Annotated in this window: 18 protein-coding genes; 11 read left to right on the top strand and 7 right to left on the bottom strand. The window is 55.7% G+C overall.

What is annotated here, in order from left to right; translation table 11 throughout:
* Positions 1–135: 135 nt before the first annotated feature.
* Both Pan97_RS08735 and Pan97_RS08730 read left to right on the top strand, forming a co-directional pair.
* Positions 136–540: a zinc ribbon domain-containing protein gene (locus Pan97_RS08735; RefSeq protein WP_144971710.1), complete on the top strand. Its 405-nt coding sequence runs from the start codon at positions 136–138 to the stop codon at positions 538–540.
* Between the two features lie 6 nt (positions 541–546).
* Positions 547–816, top strand: coding sequence for a PF20097 family protein (locus Pan97_RS08730; protein WP_144971709.1), 270 nt, complete (start codon positions 547–549; stop codon positions 814–816).
* On the opposite strand, the gene Pan97_RS08725 is transcribed toward Pan97_RS08730, so the two are convergent.
* The 3 genes from Pan97_RS08725 to Pan97_RS08715 all read right to left on the bottom strand — a co-directional run bounded on the left by Pan97_RS08725 (position 813) and on the right by Pan97_RS08715 (position 3,641).
* Positions 813–1,418, bottom strand: a complete 606-nt coding sequence (locus tag Pan97_RS08725; protein WP_144971708.1) for a hypothetical protein — start codon at positions 1,416–1,418, stop codon at positions 813–815. The genes Pan97_RS08730 and Pan97_RS08725 overlap by 4 nt on opposite strands.
* Positions 1,419–1,673: 255 nt before the next feature.
* A complete protein-coding gene (locus Pan97_RS08720; RefSeq protein WP_144971707.1) occupies positions 1,674–2,663 on the bottom strand; it encodes a DHH family phosphoesterase in 990 nt (329 codons plus the stop codon).
* A gap of 27 nt (positions 2,664–2,690) precedes the next feature.
* Positions 2,691–3,641: a bifunctional riboflavin kinase/FAD synthetase gene (locus Pan97_RS08715; protein WP_144971706.1), complete on the bottom strand. Its 951-nt coding sequence runs from the start codon at positions 3,639–3,641 to the stop codon at positions 2,691–2,693.
* A 323-nt stretch (positions 3,642–3,964) separates the two neighbouring features.
* Between Pan97_RS08715 and Pan97_RS08710 the strand changes: the two genes are divergently transcribed.
* Positions 3,965–5,146, top strand: coding sequence for a hypothetical protein (locus Pan97_RS08710; protein WP_144971705.1), 1,182 nt, complete (start codon positions 3,965–3,967; stop codon positions 5,144–5,146).
* A gap of 95 nt (positions 5,147–5,241) precedes the next feature.
* Here Pan97_RS08710 and Pan97_RS08705 read toward each other — a convergent pair whose 3' ends face one another.
* Positions 5,242–6,552, bottom strand: coding sequence for a Gfo/Idh/MocA family protein (locus Pan97_RS08705; protein ID WP_144971704.1), 1,311 nt, complete (start codon positions 6,550–6,552; stop codon positions 5,242–5,244).
* 204 nt (positions 6,553–6,756) lie between these two features.
* Here Pan97_RS08705 and larB point away from each other — a divergent pair, with 204 nt between their 5' ends.
* The 6 genes from larB (at position 6,757) to Pan97_RS08675 (ending at position 12,692) form a co-directional block, all read left to right on the top strand.
* Positions 6,757–7,527, top strand: coding sequence for a nickel pincer cofactor biosynthesis protein LarB (larB, locus tag Pan97_RS08700; protein WP_144971703.1), 771 nt, complete (start codon positions 6,757–6,759; stop codon positions 7,525–7,527).
* Positions 7,528–7,543: 16 nt separating this feature from the next.
* A complete protein-coding gene (locus Pan97_RS08695) occupies positions 7,544–8,431 on the top strand; it encodes an NAD(P)H-hydrate dehydratase (RefSeq protein ID WP_165698665.1) in 888 nt (295 codons plus the stop codon).
* 292 nt (positions 8,432–8,723) lie between these two features.
* Complete coding sequence (locus tag Pan97_RS08690; protein WP_144971701.1) at positions 8,724–8,957, top strand: hypothetical protein; 234 nt, start codon at positions 8,724–8,726, stop codon at positions 8,955–8,957.
* Positions 8,958–9,109: 152 nt separating this feature from the next.
* Positions 9,110–9,892, top strand: a complete 783-nt coding sequence (locus tag Pan97_RS08685) for an MBL fold metallo-hydrolase (protein WP_144971700.1) — start codon at positions 9,110–9,112, stop codon at positions 9,890–9,892.
* Positions 9,893–10,414: 522 nt separating this feature from the next.
* Complete coding sequence (locus tag Pan97_RS08680; RefSeq protein WP_196782327.1) at positions 10,415–11,917, top strand: ammonium transporter; 1,503 nt, start codon at positions 10,415–10,417, stop codon at positions 11,915–11,917.
* Positions 11,918–12,344: 427 nt separating this feature from the next.
* Complete coding sequence (locus tag Pan97_RS08675; protein WP_105356734.1) at positions 12,345–12,692, top strand: P-II family nitrogen regulator; 348 nt, start codon at positions 12,345–12,347, stop codon at positions 12,690–12,692.
* Positions 12,693–12,707: 15 nt separating this feature from the next.
* Here Pan97_RS08675 and Pan97_RS08670 read toward each other — a convergent pair whose 3' ends face one another.
* The gene (locus Pan97_RS08670) at positions 12,708–13,376 is read right to left on the bottom strand and encodes a TlpA family protein disulfide reductase (RefSeq protein ID WP_144971699.1); all 669 of its coding nucleotides are present in this window, start codon (positions 13,374–13,376) and stop codon (positions 12,708–12,710) included.
* 270 nt (positions 13,377–13,646) lie between these two features.
* Between Pan97_RS08670 and cyaB the strand changes: the two genes are divergently transcribed.
* Positions 13,647–14,198 (top strand): class IV adenylate cyclase, encoded by a 552-nt coding sequence (gene cyaB / locus Pan97_RS08665; RefSeq protein ID WP_144971698.1) that lies wholly within the window; start codon positions 13,647–13,649, stop codon positions 14,196–14,198.
* A gap of 251 nt (positions 14,199–14,449) precedes the next feature.
* Positions 14,450–15,838, top strand: coding sequence for an MFS transporter (locus Pan97_RS08660; RefSeq protein WP_144971697.1), 1,389 nt, complete (start codon positions 14,450–14,452; stop codon positions 15,836–15,838).
* Here the strand turns inward: Pan97_RS08660 and Pan97_RS08655 are convergent.
* Positions 15,835–16,692, bottom strand: coding sequence for an ABC transporter permease (locus Pan97_RS08655; RefSeq protein WP_144971696.1), 858 nt, complete (start codon positions 16,690–16,692; stop codon positions 15,835–15,837). The two genes, Pan97_RS08660 and Pan97_RS08655, sit on opposite strands and share 4 nt — an antisense overlap.
* Positions 16,693–16,697: 5 nt before the next feature.
* Positions 16,698–17,546 carry an ABC transporter permease gene (locus tag Pan97_RS08650; protein WP_144971695.1) on the bottom strand — a complete coding sequence of 283 codons (849 nt, stop codon included), beginning with the start codon at positions 17,544–17,546 and terminating at the stop codon, positions 16,698–16,700.
* Between the last annotated feature and the right edge of the window lie 6 nt (positions 17,547–17,552).

The raw sequence follows: 17,552 nt of genomic DNA, 5'->3' as shown, positions 1-17,552 counted from the left end.
ATGGGCAGGGTGAGGCACATCTCGTTCTTGGTTCCAAGAATTCTCAAGTCGCGGCGAATACTTTGCAGATAGAGTCTCGATGACGCTACATTTGTAGGCGCTTACATCCCACTCTTTTCATTCGTGGCACTTTTCATGGCAACCACACCCTGTCGCGATTGCGGCAACGAAGTGAGCTTTTCGGCGCGTTCGTGCCCCCAGTGCGGAGCCCCTTACCCTTATCTCGAAACGTGGGATGGGTATGGCTTCGAGTACAAGTCGGGTGCCAAACTGTTCGGGCTTCCGCTCTTGCACATTTCGTTCAAGTATCGCAGCAACGGTACGCCCGTCGTTGCCAACGGCGTGATTGCGATCGGCCAGTTTGGCTATGGCATCATCACGATCGCCCAGTTTGGAGTCGGCATGATTACCCTCGGACAATTTACGTTCGCTGGGGCGACCATCGCGCAATTTACGCTCGCCGCCTACGGCATCTGCCAGATAGGTGTACTCTACAAGGGAATTGGCCAGTTGATTATTCCGCTGGATAATTTTCTGTAGGCAGCAATGAATAATCCCTTCGAATCTCCGATTGATACCGAAGTTCGTGAACCAGAATGCGTATGCCCTGGATGCGGTGAGTCGATGCAAGCCGGAACGATCCGGACGGCGTACATCGGCTGGGACGATCCGACACGACCTTGGTACAAGAAGTTTCTCTCGTTCGGCAAGAATTTGGCGAGACCGAGATTCTTCCAAGTGATGAGCAAAGTTCCCAGCTTTCACTGCCAGGCGTGCCAATTGCTGATCATGGACCTCGATCCGAGAAAGCGTTAGCGGCTGCGCGATTCGTTCAAGCGACGACGCAGCGCATTGAGTCGCTCCTCCGCTTCGGCCAGGCGGTCGTTGGTGGAAGGTGCCGTCGACTCCGGCAGATCAGGGATCGACCCTAAAGAGTGCCGGCTGTTGTTGGCGATGTCGCGGATACCGCCCAGTTGATTCTGCACATCGGCGAGCCACTTCTGCGTTTCGGCCTGCTTGCCGGACGCATCTTGAAAGAACAAACACGCCGCCAAGGCCATACAGGCCAGCGAGATGACGGCGATCGGAAAGCCGATATTGAACAGTTCCGGACGTTTGGCCAACACGCTCCAAACGACCAGGAAACAGCCACAGACAAGCAGCATGACGCCGCCAGCCAGACTGAGCGAGGCAAGCAGCGGGAAGCCGTCGTCCGTGTCGGCCGAAACAGCCTGATCGGGAAGCGCTTGCGTCTGGGAAGCACGCTTCGCCGGGATTCGCTGAGCCATCTCTTTGAAATCAGCCGTTTCACCAAAACGCTGCACCAGTTGATCAACCCGGCTGAGGGTCACTTGCATGCGGTGCGTATCGAGTCGCATCCCAGGCAGCGGCACGGAAGCCTCGGAGCTTCGTGGCATGGGGGACGTCGATTTCGTGTCCGTGGAGAGACGCGTTTGGCACTTCGCGCAAACCAAGGCCGACTGCTCTCGTGGCGAGGCAATTCCGGCAACCTGGGTTTGACACTGAGGGCACCACATGTGCTAGCGACTCTCTGGTGATACGTGAGTGGGGTTTCACTCGTTATCGGCACCAGCGAGCATGCGGATTGAATCGATTTGGCGGGCTGGGAAAAAGATCCGGTCAAGGTCGATTCTATCGATCGAGCTAGCAGATTAGCCCATCGCTCGTTCGGTCGCTTCCAGCAGCATCGAGACCGTTTCGTCCAGCGGCTTCTTGACCAATGCCCCCGCGGCCGCGACGTGCCCGCCACCGCCAAACTGCTGGGCAAGCTTGGCGACGTCGAGCGACGAGCGACTCCGGAAACTGGCTTTCACGCCGTCTCCATTGGGCAGTTCGACAAACAAGATCGCCGCCTCGACGCCAGTCACTGCCATCGTCTTGTTGATGGCATCTTCGGTATCACTGGGGGTCGCGCCTGTTTCTTCAAAGTCCTGCTGGGTCGCCATGCTGTAGGCCAGCTTGCCGTCGTGAATGATCTTGGCACTGGCCAGAATTCGTCCCCGTAAATTGACCCGCTGGAGACGCTCGTTCTCGAAAAGATTCCCATAGATTTCGCTAGGCACCGCTCCGGCATCGATCAGATCGCCGATCGCCCGATAGGTCGAACCGCTGACCGAAGGAAAACGGAACCAACCGGTGTCCGTGGCAATCGCCGTGAACAGGACCGTCGCGACTTCCTTCGTCATGGTCATGTCCCAGGCCTTGTAGGCTTCGTAGACCAGGCGACCTGTTGCCTCGCACTTCGGGTCTTTGAACATCTCGCCTCCAAGATCGTCCTGGCTGACGTGATGATCGAGCACCAGCTTGACGCCCCGAAACTCCTTCATCACCTCGGCCATTTCGCCTAGCTGAATCCAGGCACTCGTATCGACCACCATGAACGCGTCGTAGCCGCTTACGATTTCCTCTCGCGAGACGTCTTTGCCAAGCTGCTTGATCTCGCCGGCGGGGTCGATGAATTCGAGGTGCGTTGGCGTCTCGGAGTCGTTGACGATCGTCACTTCTTTGCCCATCTGGCGAAGGAGGGCCGCCATACCCAGCTCGCTGCCCAGCGCGTCGCAGTCAGGACGAACGTGGCTAGTCAGGACAAATCTCTGCGGAACGTCGATCGCCGCTCTCAGTGCGGCCCAGTCAATATTCATGGGAGTTTCCATCGTCCTTCAGGCAGTCTAACAAGAAGTCTTCGACTGATAGTTTTGAAAAGTCTGGATCGTGGTTTGAATGTCTTGATTGAGTTGGTTCTTGAGTGCATCGACGTCGGGAAACGTGGTCACATCGCGCAAGCGCGACAGAAACGAGACTTCCAGCGGCTCGCCGTAGAGCGATCCTTGAAAATCGATCAGGTGGACCTCGATCTTGCGGGCCTTCTCGCCGAACGTGGGATTCGGACCAATGTTGATCGCGGCGGCGTACGCATCGTCCCCCCGATAACTCATTCCGGCGTAAACCCCCATCTCAGGCACCAGCGTATCGACCGCTTCCAGGTTGGCGGTCGCGAACCCTAGATTTGCTCCGCGGCCGGCTCCGTGCGTGACCATTCCGCGGATGCGATACGGCTGCGTCAACATCTCGCAGGCCAGCTGGACATTACCCTGAGCGATCAGCTTGCGAATGCGGCTGCTCGAGACGTACTCGGTTTCGCCTGGGCGGGTTAGGGGCTCGACGATATCCAGCAGGATGCCGTTCTTCAGGCATAATGCTTCTAATGTTTTGACGTCGCCGGCGCGGTCTTTTCCAAAATTAAAATTGGGCCCTTCAACCATTGCCTTGGCAGCCATCTTCTGCACGATGATCTGCTGGAAGAATTCGTCCGGCGTTAACTGCAGAAGCTCGGGCGTGGTGGGATATGCGATGACGGCATCGATGCCGAGTTGACCGAGAAGCTCGACCTTGCGCCGTGTCCAGGTAAGGGGGGGCGGAGCCAATTCCGGGCGAAGAAGCCGCACCGGATGGGGATCGAACGTAAACACAACCGCCGGGCCGGCAACTTCGTCAGCTCGCTTCCGCACTTGCTGCGCAATCTTGGCGTGTCCCAAGTGAACGCCATCGAAGTTGCCGATCGTTAGCGCTCCGCTTCGGATTTCTGTCGAAAGTGAATCCAGGTCCCGATAAAGTTGCACAATTCGCCTTTGCCCAAGGGCGACGTGGCCTGCATATTTTGCCCAGCCACTCGTCGGAAAACTCGTATTTTGCTTGGTTCGTTACCGAATGACAACCAAACCTTCATCCGAATTCTAGCTAACTTACTTCACTAGTTGACGTTAAATCGAGACAATCGATATAAATGCGCCTCGGTCTGGGCCGGCAGGAACGAACTTACGCAAGATCCACGTTCGTTTTCCGAAGTGCAAAGAAAGCGGAAGCCAAAGAGTATTGCTGGTTTTCTGCGTTAGAATAGTAGTTGTCTTGTCCAATATTGCCCATCTGCTAGAAAGTCCGATTCGTGACTGAGCATTCCTCCTCGCATATCAAGACGCACGTGGTGAAGTGCCCCGTCTGCTCGACCCGCATGTCGGTTCGCACGATGGATGTGGGGCGCAAGACGGAGTGCCCTGACTGCCACCATCGCTTCACGATTGAAAAGGCCGAGATCAAGCTGGAGGTGCCTGACCCGATTGTGCTTGAAGACGGGTATGGCCTGAAAGAGGTAGCCCACGATCATGATGATGCTCGAAAGAAGATGGGGCAGGAAATCATGTCCCAGGCCCAAAGAGAGATCAAGGAGCAAGCCGAGCGCAAAGACCTAAACAAGCGGACTCAGGGGGCGTTCGAGGAACGCAAACCACGCAACTACCAGGAGTCCGAGGAAGAAGAGAAAAAGCATCGCGAGCAACTGACTCCCATCGATTACGATCCACGTGAAGAGTTGGTCGATTACCCGCTCACCTTTTCTCCCAAAGAAATCCAACGAGACATCCTGTTGTTTTCGGACGTGGGATTGTTGATGCGCTGGGTCTTTCTTTCGCTGTTCGCTTCCGTGACGGTCTACTTCGCGGCCAATGCGATCTATTACGGACTGCAGCCGAACCAGACCTTCATGACTTATATGTACAGCCTGGCCGGCAGCGCCCTATCGGTGGTTCTCGGCGCCGGTACGATCATCTTCCTGGGAAGCCATTTCCTATTCCTGGTGATGTCGATCTCGAGCGGCCAGGAAGAATGGGACTGGCCGGAACTGGGTATCTTCGATCGCATGATGGAAGCCCTCTTTTTGGTGATCGCCGCGCTGCTGAGCTTCGTTCCATTCGGCATCATGGCCACCATCGACCCGTGGTCGGCACTTCCCCTGTTGGCATTCACCTTCCTGGCCTTTCCGGTGATCTATCTCTCGATGCTCGACCAAGGCTCGGTGGTCACGCCGTGGAGCGGCATGATCGTCTCGTCCCTTTTCAAGCTGCCGGGGAAGTGGCTGCTGTTCTATGTGGCAACGTCCGTCTTGATCTCCGCAATCCTGGCTGCCGGCGCGGCTCTCTTCTTCTTCGCCGGAATTGATCGCCTGGCATACATCGCACTGCCAGGCGGGGTGATGCTCGTCGGGGGCACGTTCGTCTATTCCCTCTGGCTCGGTCGCCTGAGCTGGGAGATCGGCGCGCTGAGTGCTGCCCAGCGGGAAGAAGAAGAGTAGTCAACACTCCTCAACCACAGAGTACCCATTCCACAAAAAAGGGAGCATGTCTTCAACATTTGAGACATTGCTCCCGGATCATTCGGTAGAAGTGGCTACACGTTCCAGATGCGGTCCGGACGCGAGATCAGTCCGTTGGCATCGGCGTCGTTCACGAAGACTTCCCTCTGTGGATCGATGGTCAGTTTGCGATCAAAGATCCAGGCCGCGGCGGCTGCGTGACAGGCAATGTGCGACTTGCGCATCACGTTCTGATTGGCCGCAGTCAGCTTGCGAGAGCGAATGCAATCGAGGAAGTTACGCGAGTGACTGGCCACGTCCAGGCCCCGCACGCGCGTCGTGTCTTCGGTGATCTCTTTTTGCAGTGCCGGCGAAGAGCAGACGATCTCGCCGCTGTCCCCTGTTTCGACCCAGCCTTCGGAGCCGATGAAACGTACCGGACACGTTCCCAGCCGCGTGATGTAGTCTGGCGAACGATCACCAAACGGATCGGCCAGGAAATCGATTTCCAACTTCACGCCGTTCTCGTACTGACAGGTAATACCATCCTTGTGTGGCTGGTACTCGACCGGCATGGTCGCGTCGGCCTTGTTGGCCCACTGGCAAAGGTCCAACGTATGAGCCCCCCAATCCAGCAGCCGAGCGCCGGAATCGAAGTCCCACTGACCGCGCCATTTCCCTTGCACGTACGCCAGGTTGAACGGACGCCAGGCGGCTGGGCCAAGCCACAAATTCCAATCGATCTCGTCTTGGGAAGGCTGAGCCTGGGCAGGCAACCAACTGTTATCGAGGACGGGCCGATAAACGGAAGCATGGAGCGTTTGCAGTTCACCCAGTTTGCCTGAGTGGGCCAGTTCGACCGCTTTAATGAAGTTAGGAACGCTACGCCGCTGCGTGCCGGCTTGAAACACCTTCTGCTCGGCCGTGATCGTATCGGCAAGTTGCTGACAGTCTTCAATCGTGATTCCGCATGGCTTCTCGCTGTAGACATCCTTGCCGGCCTTGGCGGCCAGGATCGATGCCGCCGCGTGCCAACGATCACCGGTCGCGATGACGACGGCATCAATATCTTTACGGTCTAACAGCTCGCGAAAGTCACGCATCGTCTCGCAGTCGGTGTTGCCGTAGTGTTTGTCGACGATCGCCTTGCCTTCGTCACGGTGCTTCGACCAGACATCGGCAATGGCGATGCAGCGGACGTCGGCATGGGGCAGGGTGCCTCCCATGACGTATTTGCAGCGGTTGCCGAAACCGATCACGCCAAGGTTCACTTTGTCGTTGGCACTCGGCACGCCGTCGGCACCCAGCACATGCCGGGGGACGTAGCTGGCAACGCCAGCGATAGCCGCAGCGGTCCCGGCTGTTTTCAAGAAGTGACGACGCGAAGATTTTTGCGGGTGTTTCATGGAAAGATTCCTCGAAGAGGGCAGGGGGCAAGTGGGTGGGAAAGCATGGTGCAGGAATCCATCCATTAAACCATGACATCCATTAAACCATGATCGGATAGGGATTTCCAAAAAGAATTTTGACCCAGCCCCAAGCGGTGACGATTTCGTATAATCAAACGTTTTATTTCGCTCCACTATCGAAAACCATTGACCTCGATCTCCATGAAACGCCACGAACTGGAACGCCTCGCCAAGCATTACCGCGCCGGTAAAGTAACTCTCGCGGACTTCTGTGCCCAAGTCATGCAGCCCAAATCGGAGCAGCTTACGGACACGACGCTTGACATCGATCGCGCTCGCCGCTGCGGCTTTCCGGAAGTCGTCTTCGGCGAAGGCAAGTCGGTCGAAACGATCGTCGAGATCTTTCGCAAACAACAAGAGCGTGGTGACAAGTCGCTGGCGACACGTATCGACGCAACCAAGGGTGCCGCATTGAAAGAGGCGTTGCCCGCAGCGATCTATCACGAAAAGGCCCGCACGTTTCGCATGCCCAGCAACGAGCCGACCTGGGGCAACGTCGGCCTGGTCACTGCGGGCACCAGCGATTTGCCGGTCGCGGAAGAAGCACGCGAGACGTTACGCTGGATGGGCATCGAACCAGTGTTCATTCAAGACGTCGGTGTCGCGGGTCCTCATCGCTTTGGAGAGCAAGCTCACCTATTGAGTGATGCCGATGCCGTAATTGTCGTGGCTGGCATGGAAGGGGCACTTCCCAGCGTTGCCGGCGGTCACCTGGCCTGTCCGGTCATCGCCGTACCAACGAGCGTCGGCTATGGAGCGAGCTTCCAGGGAGTTGCCGCACTGTTGGGCATGCTGAACAGTTGTGCTTCGAATGTCACGGTCGTGAACATTGATGCTGGCTTTAAAGGTGCGTACCTGGCCGGCCTCATTTCGCTTCGCGTGCACCAAGCCAAATCCCAATCCGAAGGTTAAAGTGACGGAACGACTCATGCCCAATCAACCTTTGCCATCCGGCTTGCCGATCATCGCCGCCCGAGCGGCCGATTCTCATAAGGGAACGTTTGGCAGGGCGCTGCTGGTTGGTGGTTCGGTCGGCATGCCTGGCTCGATTAGTCTATCCGGACAAGCGTGTCTCAAAGGGGGAGCAGGCCTGGTGACGCTGGCCGTGCCTGATGCGATCATCAACACGGTCGCCAACTTTGAACCGTCGTACATGACGTGGGCCTTGCCGACCGATCGCACCGGACGCATTCCCTTGCATGCCAAAGCACGCTTGAACGAAAAGCTTCACTCTTCAGACTGCCTGGCAATCGGCCCGGGGCTGGGACAAACACGCGGCTTGTTTCATCTGGTGAGTCATCTTTATGAAACGTTTTCTAAACCGATGGTCATCGATGCCGATGGCTTGAACTTGTTAGCGCAGCGCGACGATTCCCTTGCTGGTCATGCTGGCCCACGTGTCGTCACGCCGCATCTCGGCGAATTTCGGCGTCTTGTCGGCAAACCGCATCTGTCGATGGAAGACGCGCGCGACATGGCCGTCGACGTCGCGGGGAACCAGCAAGTCGTCGTTGTCTTGAAAGGCCCCCAGACGCTCGTTACCGATGGACATCGTCATTGGCATAATCCCACTGGCAATCCCGGCTTGGCCACCGGAGGAACAGGCGACGTGCTCACCGGTCTGATCACCGCACTGCTCGCTCAGTCGCTTGATGTTTATGAAGCGGCGCTTCTTGCGGTTTATCTTCATGGATTAGCTGCCGACCTGGCTATCCGAGAGACGACCCAGTCAGGTCTGACGGCATCTGGTTTGCTGACGTTCTTAGAGGAAGCGTGGCGCGATTACGAGTCGCGACGCGATCTCCCTTCGACGTAAATCAAACGTCCATGCAACAGTGGTTGTTTGCACGACTATCGTTTCCGTTGCGGTGATAACGTCATGGCGAAACAGTCATCCGCTAATCACAGATTAGTGCGTACGGATATCCACAACGATTTTGCAATTGGTTCACGTCGATGAAGTGAGTATTCTTTGACAAGGTTTAACGGAACTTCGACATGAAATTTCACGTCGGAGTTGTTCACCGAGGATTCGTTCAACAATCACTTAACACCGCGACTTGCTGGAACAGAGGCAAAAAGAGGCAGGACGCGAAGGAGGGCGACCTATGGTAACGATGAACGCAGTCGTTTATGAGAAGGATGGTCAGACTTACGTCTGGGCATTTCGTGAAGGGGATGAACAGCGTGCCCTGGAAGCGATTTGTCAGTCTGCCAACAGCAGTGAAACAAATCTTGACTGGGACGATGCCAACACGATTTGGCAACGCATGGCCGACGCCCCAGACCAGGTCGACGTTAGCGAGATTGGTACCTACCTGACTCGCGGTTCGCGTCGCTAATTCATTCTGAACTAGAGCACCCACGTACGCTTAATGACTTGGGTGCTCAATCTTACTCAGCAGGGCAACCTCTGGTTGTGACTGAACTGAGGGGGCGGTTAAGATGGGGATATTATCTAAATCCCATTTACGCCCAAGGTAATCTGCCTGTCATGCTGGCTCGCAAAGAAATCTTCCCCAACGTTATCGAACTCAACTACCAGGCCGGCGAGCTGTTAGGCTGCAATGTTTACCTGGTTTTCGAGGGAAATGAATGGATTCTCATCGACATCGGTTTCGATGAAACGGTCGAGGAATACATCGACGTCATCCGAAACATCGATTTTCCTCTGGCCAACTGCAAAACGCTGATCGCCACCCATGCCGACGTCGATCACATCCAGGGACTGGCCAAAGCCAAGCAAATTCTCGGCACGACGGTCACCTCCCATCCATTGGCTGTGAAGGCTCTGGAATCGGGCGATAAACTGCAAACGTTCGCCGAGATCGCCCTGCAAGACATCCATCTCGACATGCCGCCGGTGAAGATCGAGCATCAGATTGAAGATGGCGACGTCTTGAGGGTCGGCAAGCTCGAACTCGAAGTGTGGCATACACCGGGCCATACCAACAGCCAGTTGAGCTTCCGCATGGGGGATCTGCTCTTCTCCGGAGATAACATCTATCGCGATGGATGCGTTGGCGCGATCGATGCCCACCATGGCAGCGATATCCCGGACTTCATCAAATCGCTCGAGCGAATTCGTCACAGCGACGTGAAATGGCTTTTACCGAGCCACGGCCCCATCTTCCGGAAAGATGATGCCATGCTCGATAAGACGATTGCCCGCTTAAATGGCTACCTTCACATGGCCGACTTCGGAACGTGTGCGGTCGACTGGCCACTGATGGACGAGTGGGAAGACGAAATCGTCAAAGGCGTTCTGCCCAAGTAGAGACGAAATCGCCGAAGTCCTCACTCGATCGAAGCAGCAAGAGAGACCTGATTCAGGCCTCTCTTTTTTTGCGCATTTTTTTACGGCCAAAACATGCCTCTATCGGCCGGACCGATTCTCGTTGCGCCGCTCCACAAGCCATTATTACGGCGATTGCGTATGCCAAGGGCGTCCCAAACGGAGGCAGTGGCGCCAAGCAAAAGTGCTGAGAATCGTAGCAAGCTTCATGCGCGCATTCTTTGCATGCGGCGGCCCTGGCAAAAACGTCCAGTGAAAAGCGCAAATTCCCGCCTTCTCCTAAGTCGTTCTTAGAAAACGACATAGAACTCCAGCAATTCTTGCATGAGGCTTTTCATTGGCATAGTCGGAACTAATGGCACAACGCTTGCGAACAGGGGGTTCTCGTGCACACGACCCTACGTGGGAAGGCGCACTCAGAGATGTCCCACGTTGGATCGATTCCTGGCCCTGGCATATAGCTGGCTGATGTTTGTTTCATCTTATGTAAAAGGTACGAATCACATGGTAAGTTCCCTCTCCCTCCCCAACCGAGTGTGGTTTGCGATGCTCGCAATCGCTCTCGGGCTCATGATCTCTTACCCGCTTTCGGCGCAAGACGCCGGAACCCCGGCATCGGAGGAAGCTCCGATGGCCGAAGCAGGCGAACCAAAGGCTGAAGAAGCCGCCGCCGAAGAAGGTGCTGCTGAAGAAGAAGAAGCGGAAGAACCTCTCACCGCTGATGCCGTTCTGGGCGACGTTGACACGCTGTGGACCTGTCTGGCGGCGTTCCTCGTGTTCTTCATGCAGGCTGGTTTCGCTCTGGTAGAAGCTGGGTTCACGCGTGCCAAGAACGCTTGTAACATCATCATGAAAAACCTGATGGACTTCTCCATCGGCTCTCTTTCATTCTGGCTGATCGGTTTCGGCCTGATGTTCGGTCACACCAACGGCTTCCTTGGAACGGACATGTTCATCTTCGATGGCGGCAGCGATGCAGCAGTGGAAGTGAACTCGAACGTCGGTTTCAACTGGGCGTTTCTGATCTTCCAAACCGTGTTCTGTGCTACCGCCGCGACGATTGTTTCGGGGGCGATGGCTGAACGAACCAAGTTCTCCGCTTACCTCGTGTACTCGGTCCTGATCACCGTGATCGTCTACCCGATCTTTGGTAGCTGGGCTTGGGGTGGTCTGTACGCTGGCGGCGGATGGCTGGAAAGCATGGAAACCGGTTTCTACGACTTCGCTGGTTCGACGGTGGTGCACTCGGTCGGTGGTTGGGCGGCTCTGGCCGGTGCCATCACGATCGGTCCCCGTATTGGCAAGTACACCGCTGACGGTAAGGTCAAGCCAATTCCTGGTCACAGCATTCCGCTGGGTGCCTTGGGTGTGTTCATCCTGTGGTTGGGTTGGTTCGGCTTTAATCCTGGTTCGACCACAGCTGTCGGTGGTGGTTCCTTCGCTTACATCGCTGTCACCACCAACCTGGCTGCCGCAGCCGGTGTGGTTGGTGCCATGGTCGCCTCATGGATCATGTTCAGCAAGCCTGACACCTCGTTCACTTTGAATGGTGCTCTCGCCGGTCTGGTTTCCATCACCGCTGGTTGTGATGCCTTGAGCCCAGCATGGGCAGCTGTCGCCGGTTTGATCGGTGGCGTGATCGTGGTTCTCTCCTGTGTGATGTTCGACAAGCTGAAGATCGACGATCCCGTCGGTGCAGTCTCGGTTCACGGTGTCTGTGGTGCTTGGGGTACTCTGGCTGTGGGCCTCTTCATGACCGACGGCGGTCTGGTCACCACTGGTGGCACGGCTCAGCTGATCAGCCAAATCATCGGTGTCGCAGTTGGCTTCGTCTGGGCCTTCGGCGTCAGCTTTGTGATCTTCAACCTGATCAAGTTCACCATGGGCTTGCGAGTCAGTGCTGAAGAAGAAATGGCCGGTCTCGATATCCACGAGCACGGCATGTACGCCTACCCAGCTCACCTGGTTTCCGAAGGAACCCAGCAAGCTGGCCACGTCGCCTCCTAAGACTGAATGTTTTGAAAGCCAACCTCGCGGGCTTTGCCCCTGGTATCGCCCGCGAAGTTAATGAAGACACTTCGGCCTTTGCCTGGGCCAGAAGTTCTACCCCAATGACTTGGAAGGGTGTTCCGCCTCGCTCTTCCAAGTCGGGGTTTTTTTATGCGCTTCGCTTTCTTTTGAAGTTTTCAGTGTTCAGCGAGTACATTGATGGTGAAATCTGTACTTGGTTCGCCCCCGCACCCCGCGTAGGCGAGGGGACCAGAAAGGTCGCTGGGCGACTGCTTTCCTACTGAATACTGAAAAACTTGCCAGCTGCTACTCTGGCATCTGTCTTATTTTCCCGGTCTGCCAGCTGGCACTTGCCCCTTACGGGCACTCCGTTTACATTCGACGGTTTGGACTCCCATCGAACTTTCGATCTGGACCCCTCTCCATGAAACTTGTGATCGCCATCATTCAGCCGAGCCGCCTGGAAGCCGTGAAGGAAGCCTTGACTGAAGTCGAGGTTTTTCGTCTGACGGTGATGGATTGCCAGGGTTTTGGCCGCCAAAAGGGGCAAACCGAGGTCTACCGAGGGCATGAGTTCACGGTCAATCTGCTCCGCAAGGTCCAGTTGCAGATCGCCGTCAACGAAGATTTCGTCGAACCCACGATCGACGCCATCGTGAAGGGTGCCCGGTCGAGCGATAAAGGAGAAATCGGTGACGGCAAGATCTTCGTCGTCCCGATGGATGACTGTATCCGAATTCGCACCGGAGAACGCGGTCCTGAAGCCATCTAGCCGGTTGCCCGGGGGTTACTCTTGGCCTGGTTCCAATTCGGCACGAATCGCCTTGGCAATCGGAGCCAAGTCGCCCCCATAGCCCACCCATACGGCTTTGATCGTACCGTCGCGCCCCACCAGGAAATTGGTCGGATAGCCAAACTGCGGATTCAATTTCACCAGTTCTCGCCGAAAATCGGCATTCAAGTCGACATAGACGGGCATCGCAGAATTGTACTGTGCCAGCACCAACTGCGAGTCGTGTTTGAGCTGCTCGGTGTCTTCCTCAAACAACCCTGGCTTGCCCGCCATCCACTGCCCATCGGCCGCGATGGAGACTAGCTGAAAGTCTGGATCATCCGCGTAGCGCTGCTCGATTCCCAGGAGTTCCGGAAACTCCATCAGGCAAGGACCACACCACGGCCCCCAGAAGTTCACCAGTGTGACCTTTCCCGCGAAACTGCCCGTATCAATAGCCTCTTCCGCATTAAAAAGCGGCTGAAGCTGAGCTCCCGGCACCGGATGACCTACCCAGGGATGCGACGTGGCAGGTCCACTACTGCCTGGCCCCAGAAGCGAAATGAGCAGCATGACCGCCAAGCCTGCCAGGATGCATAGCAGGACAAAAAGCAGGACATTGCCGCTTCGCGGACTGCTGCTTTGTCTGGGGATTGCGGTAAATCGAGTCAAAAGTCGTGGCATTTCAGATTCGCATTAAGGTCACATGAAGGGACACGCGTGCCCCAGGCCCACCTTATTCTATCGGCCAATGCCGGTACCGTGGGATCCAATGAAGCGACAAACAAGGGACTTTCAGCTCGTCTTCGGCACCTCGCAGCTAGATCGCTCTGGCAACAATCGCCCCGTAAGGAAATAATAGGTCATTGTGTTCCCGTCAGCCTGTTGTACAACTGCGACTGACAGCTTCCCGATTTTGGAAGCAAACCGCTGCTTGAAGGATTCACTTGTGCGATGAATTTTGAGGTTGAATTAAAATTTCCGGTCGACGACCTAACCCCCATCGAGTCGCAGTTGGAAGAACTGGGTGGAATCATCGAGGTCCCCAAGCGTCAGGCAGACAAATACTACAGCCATCCTTCCCGGAATTTCGCCGAGACGGATGAAGCGCTGCGGATCCGTCGCGTCGGAGATCAGAACTTCATTACGTACAAAGGCCCGAAAGTCGACGATTCCACCAAAACCCGGCGTGAAATTGAAGTTCCACTGATTTCCGGAGCAACCGGGGCAGCCAACATCGTCGACATGTTTGAATCGCTCGGCTTTACCCCAGTCGCCGAAGTGACCAAGGATCGCCGTAAATCGCACATTCAGTACGAAGGCTTTGAGGTACTGGTGGCCATGGACGAAGTGCTCAACCTGGGCAAGTTCGTCGAACTGGAAATCACCTCAGGCGAGGAAGACATGGAAGCGGCCAAGGAAGCCATTGCCAAGCTGGCCCAGCAACTGGGGCTTTCTAATAGCGAACGTCGCAGTTATCTGGAACTGATTTTGGGCGAGAAGTAAGGCAGGAATTTTTCCCTAGAACTTTCCTGGATTTTTTTCGATTCGGCCAAAACCTTACCCAACTACCGGGGTTTTACCTCTCACCGCGACAATTTTCTGCATGAAGATCCTCTCTTCATCCAGCGATTGTTTGAGGAAGCCCTGGATCGTTAAGTTACCGCGCACTCGATCTGGGGCTTTCCTCTTTTCTTGCTTCTAGCCCAAATTGGCCCCCGTCGTCGGTTCTTATGGCCAGTTCTATAATGGTCTAAATGAGCGCAAACCCTCTTTCCTCGACTGCCAAGGAGCCCGACGGCCGCCAGGCCCCGCAATCTGAAGTAAACGCAGCGGCTGGCATCCAATTCGAGGAGGGGGTTTCACGAAACTTCGCCCTGCTCACGATTTATCAAATCGTGCTGCGGTGCGGCTGGATCTTTAAGACCGAGAGCATTATCATTCCCGCCGTGCTCGATCTAATCGCCGGTTCTGGCTGGGTCCGCGGGTTTCTCCCCATTCTCGGCCGGATTGGACAAAGTTGCCCGCCGCTGCTTTATGCCGACCGACTTCGTAGTCTTCCGCTGAAGAAATGGTCGCTGTTTGGTACCTCGCTGGCCATGTCGGTGGCCTTTGCCGGCCTGGCGGCCATGTTCATTCCTGGCGTCGATGCGGCGATTGGCCAATCGGCGATGGTCGTGGGGTTTCTGGGCTTTTACTTTCTCTTTTTCTGCGCCACCGGCCTGAATCAACTTGGTTTTGGAACCGCCCAAGGGAAGCTCGTTCCGCCCCATCTCCGTGGGCGACTCATGCTGGCCTCGAACGTGATCGGGGCAGTCATTGCCATCTCGCTGGCGGCATGGCTGCTGCCGAAATGGCTTGAAGGAAACACGATTCAGGTCAACTGGATCTTTGGTTTCGCAGCGTCTGCGTTTGTCCTCAGCGCGTTGAGCATTGTTGGATTAAAGGAAAATCGCGATCAACTCGACAGAAAAACGTTCTCGGCCAAGCATCTGTTGCTGGAATCATTTCTGGTTGTTCGCGATGATCTTCGCTTTCGCTGGGTGTGCTTGATCGCGGCGGCATTTGGCTTTTCGCTGATGCTCTTCCCGCATTATCAAGCCCTGGCGAGAGAACGCCTGGACGTCAGTCTTTCGCGGATGATTTTCTGGGTAATCATTCAGAACGCCGGGACTGCGATTTTCAGTTTGCTGGGCGGTCCCTTGGCCGACTGGAAAGGGAATCGCCTGGTGCTGCGAACGATGCTCTTCGGCGTGATGATCTTGCCGCTGGGGTCGATTGCCTTGGTGCACTCCGGCGACGTGGGCCTGCATCTGTTTGATTGGCTCTTCCTGTTCGTCGGAGTGACCCCTATTACGTTCCGCGCGTTTACCAACTACACGCTGGAACTCGTTCCGGCCGAACGGCACCCGCGTTACCTGGCCACCCAAAGCTTGTGCATCGCCATCCCGATGGTGCTCTCGCCGTTTGTCGGCCTGATGATCGACCTGACGAGCTTTGAAGTGGTCTTCAGCGGAATCGCCGTCATTCTGTTTGTCGGATGGGCGATGACATGGTTCCTGGTCGAACCGCGGCACGATCCGGGACATCATGTGCTATACGGCGAGATGGACGTCGATCCGGATGATGAATTGGAACCGCTCTAGCTACTCGCGCTGCGGTAACTCTTCAGAGACTTTTTGAAGACCCAGCGTGAAAAGAGCAGGCTTAATCCCGTAGCAACGATCATGTAGCCTGAGAGCAGCCACTTGTCGGTCGGATCGACGCCCATGGGCTGAGCCAGAATCCGTGCTGGTACGTTCACGACGATCAGAATGGGAATCGCGAACGTGAAGATCATCTTCAGAGTCAGGCCCAGACTGCCTGCATTGTAGATCTCCATCGGGTAACGCGAGAAGCTGGTGATGTAAAACCAGAAGTCGTACAGCGAAGTATTTCTACCGAGCCAAATGCTGGACGCGGCCAGGACGATCATCAGGCTATAAAGGATCGCCACGCCACACAGCAAAAAGACGATGTACACGGCCACCATCCCCACGGTCAATTCAATCGGATCATTCGGCCGATGCGTCAACTGATAGAGACTGATCGACATCAACAAGATGCCGAACAGAAAGTTCGCGGTGGAAGGCCAGTTCACTTTTTCAAAACTGATCAGGAACTGCGTATCGATCGGCTTGAGCAAAGCAAAGTCGAGTTTTCCGGTGCGGATCAACTCGGAGAACTCCTGAATGTTCGGCATGAAGAACATCTGCACCAGGCTGTTGACCAGCAGCGTCGTCGCCAGGAAGACGAAGAACTCCCACTTGCCCCAGCCGGTGTCGTTCCCGATCGAGTTGGTGTAACTGAAAATGAGCAAGTAAAAGCCCAAATTCATGATCACCCATGACAGGCTCGAAACGCATTCGACCCAGAAGTTCGAGCGAAAGCTCAGGTCACGGACCAGGCTGTTTCGCAGGAACATGAAGAACACGCTTCCATAGGAAGGTCGGTCGTTCATCGAGATCAACCTCCGTAAGCGCTATATTGCTTCACGCCGTAGTGAAACGCGAGGCGCGAGGCAATGATGAAGAAGACAACCCAGCCAACCTGTACGATCAGCCCCCACATCAGTTCCGCGCCGGTGATCTTTTCAAGAAACACGGCCGCCGGGAAATAGGCCAGGTACATCAATGGCAACGACTTCACGATCGTCGACCAGGGGCCTCCCAGTTCGTTCAGCATGTCCAAAGGAAACATGTGCCCGGACAGGAAGAACGTGAACAGCATATAAACGAACAGCAGCGACCGTACTTCCAGAAACCAGAAGCCGATCATGCCGATGGTGGCCTCCATGAAGAAGCCCAGCATGAACGACAGAATCAGCGAGAAGGCGTACGCACACAGCACGTGAGTCGGCGGCCATCCTTCGAAGTAGCCACGACAGATGAAGAAGACAATCGCAAATGGCACGGCCGCCACAATGTAATACGTCAACTTGTGGGCCACGCGATTCAACAGAAAGAACGAAATCAGATCCAGTGGTTGGATCAGGTACTTCTTGATTTCCCCTTCGCGAATCTGCAGGGCGATGCCAGACGCCAGCCCCGGCATGCTGGAAAACGCACGGGAAATGGTCGACAGCAAGTAATAAGCGACGATGTTGTAGTAGGTATAGCCGACGATCTCTTCGCCGGCGCTGTCTCCCCCACCTCGGGCCGAGAAGATCGCCGACCACAGAAAGATTTGCGTGACGATCGGCAGGAAACGCATCAGCGTCCCCAGCATGAAGTCGCCTCGATAAACGAGCTTCTCGTAGAAGTTGATCTGAAAGATGGCCCACCAGGTGGAGGCCCGTGCGGCAAGTTCCGCCATGTGACT

This window comes from Bremerella volcania (assembly GCF_007748115.1).
GTDB classification, from domain to species: Bacteria; Planctomycetota; Planctomycetia; order Pirellulales; family Pirellulaceae; genus Bremerella; species Bremerella volcania.
The sequence above is the reverse complement of the archived record's forward strand: the minus strand, read 5'-3'. Positions and strand labels throughout refer to the sequence as shown.

Coding starts and splice junctions, on each gene's coding strand:
- Pan97_RS08735 (WP_144971710.1), top strand. CDS start 136: ATGGCAACCACACCCTGTCGCGATTGCGGCAACGAAGTGAGCTTTTCG.
- Pan97_RS08730 (WP_144971709.1), top strand. CDS start 547: ATGAATAATCCCTTCGAATCTCCGATTGATACCGAAGTTCGTGAACCA.
- Pan97_RS08725 (WP_144971708.1), bottom strand. CDS start 1,418: ATGCCACGAAGCTCCGAGGCTTCCGTGCCGCTGCCTGGGATGCGACTC.
- Pan97_RS08720 (WP_144971707.1), bottom strand. CDS start 2,663: ATGAATATTGACTGGGCCGCACTGAGAGCGGCGATCGACGTTCCGCAG.
- Pan97_RS08705 (WP_144971704.1), bottom strand. CDS start 6,552: ATGAAACACCCGCAAAAATCTTCGCGTCGTCACTTCTTGAAAACAGCC.
- larB (WP_144971703.1), top strand. CDS start 6,757: ATGAAACGCCACGAACTGGAACGCCTCGCCAAGCATTACCGCGCCGGT.
- Pan97_RS08695 (WP_165698665.1), top strand. CDS start 7,544: ATGCCCAATCAACCTTTGCCATCCGGCTTGCCGATCATCGCCGCCCGA.
- Pan97_RS08690 (WP_144971701.1), top strand. CDS start 8,724: ATGGTAACGATGAACGCAGTCGTTTATGAGAAGGATGGTCAGACTTAC.
- Pan97_RS08685 (WP_144971700.1), top strand. CDS start 9,110: ATGCTGGCTCGCAAAGAAATCTTCCCCAACGTTATCGAACTCAACTAC.
- Pan97_RS08680 (WP_196782327.1), top strand. CDS start 10,415: ATGGTAAGTTCCCTCTCCCTCCCCAACCGAGTGTGGTTTGCGATGCTC.
- Pan97_RS08675 (WP_105356734.1), top strand. CDS start 12,345: ATGAAACTTGTGATCGCCATCATTCAGCCGAGCCGCCTGGAAGCCGTG.
- Pan97_RS08670 (WP_144971699.1), bottom strand. CDS start 13,376: ATGCCACGACTTTTGACTCGATTTACCGCAATCCCCAGACAAAGCAGC.
- cyaB (WP_144971698.1), top strand. CDS start 13,647: ATGAATTTTGAGGTTGAATTAAAATTTCCGGTCGACGACCTAACCCCC.
- Pan97_RS08660 (WP_144971697.1), top strand. CDS start 14,450: ATGAGCGCAAACCCTCTTTCCTCGACTGCCAAGGAGCCCGACGGCCGC.
- Pan97_RS08655 (WP_144971696.1), bottom strand. CDS start 16,692: ATGAACGACCGACCTTCCTATGGAAGCGTGTTCTTCATGTTCCTGCGA.
- Pan97_RS08650 (WP_144971695.1), bottom strand. CDS start 17,546: ATGGCGGAACTTGCCGCACGGGCCTCCACCTGGTGGGCCATCTTTCAG.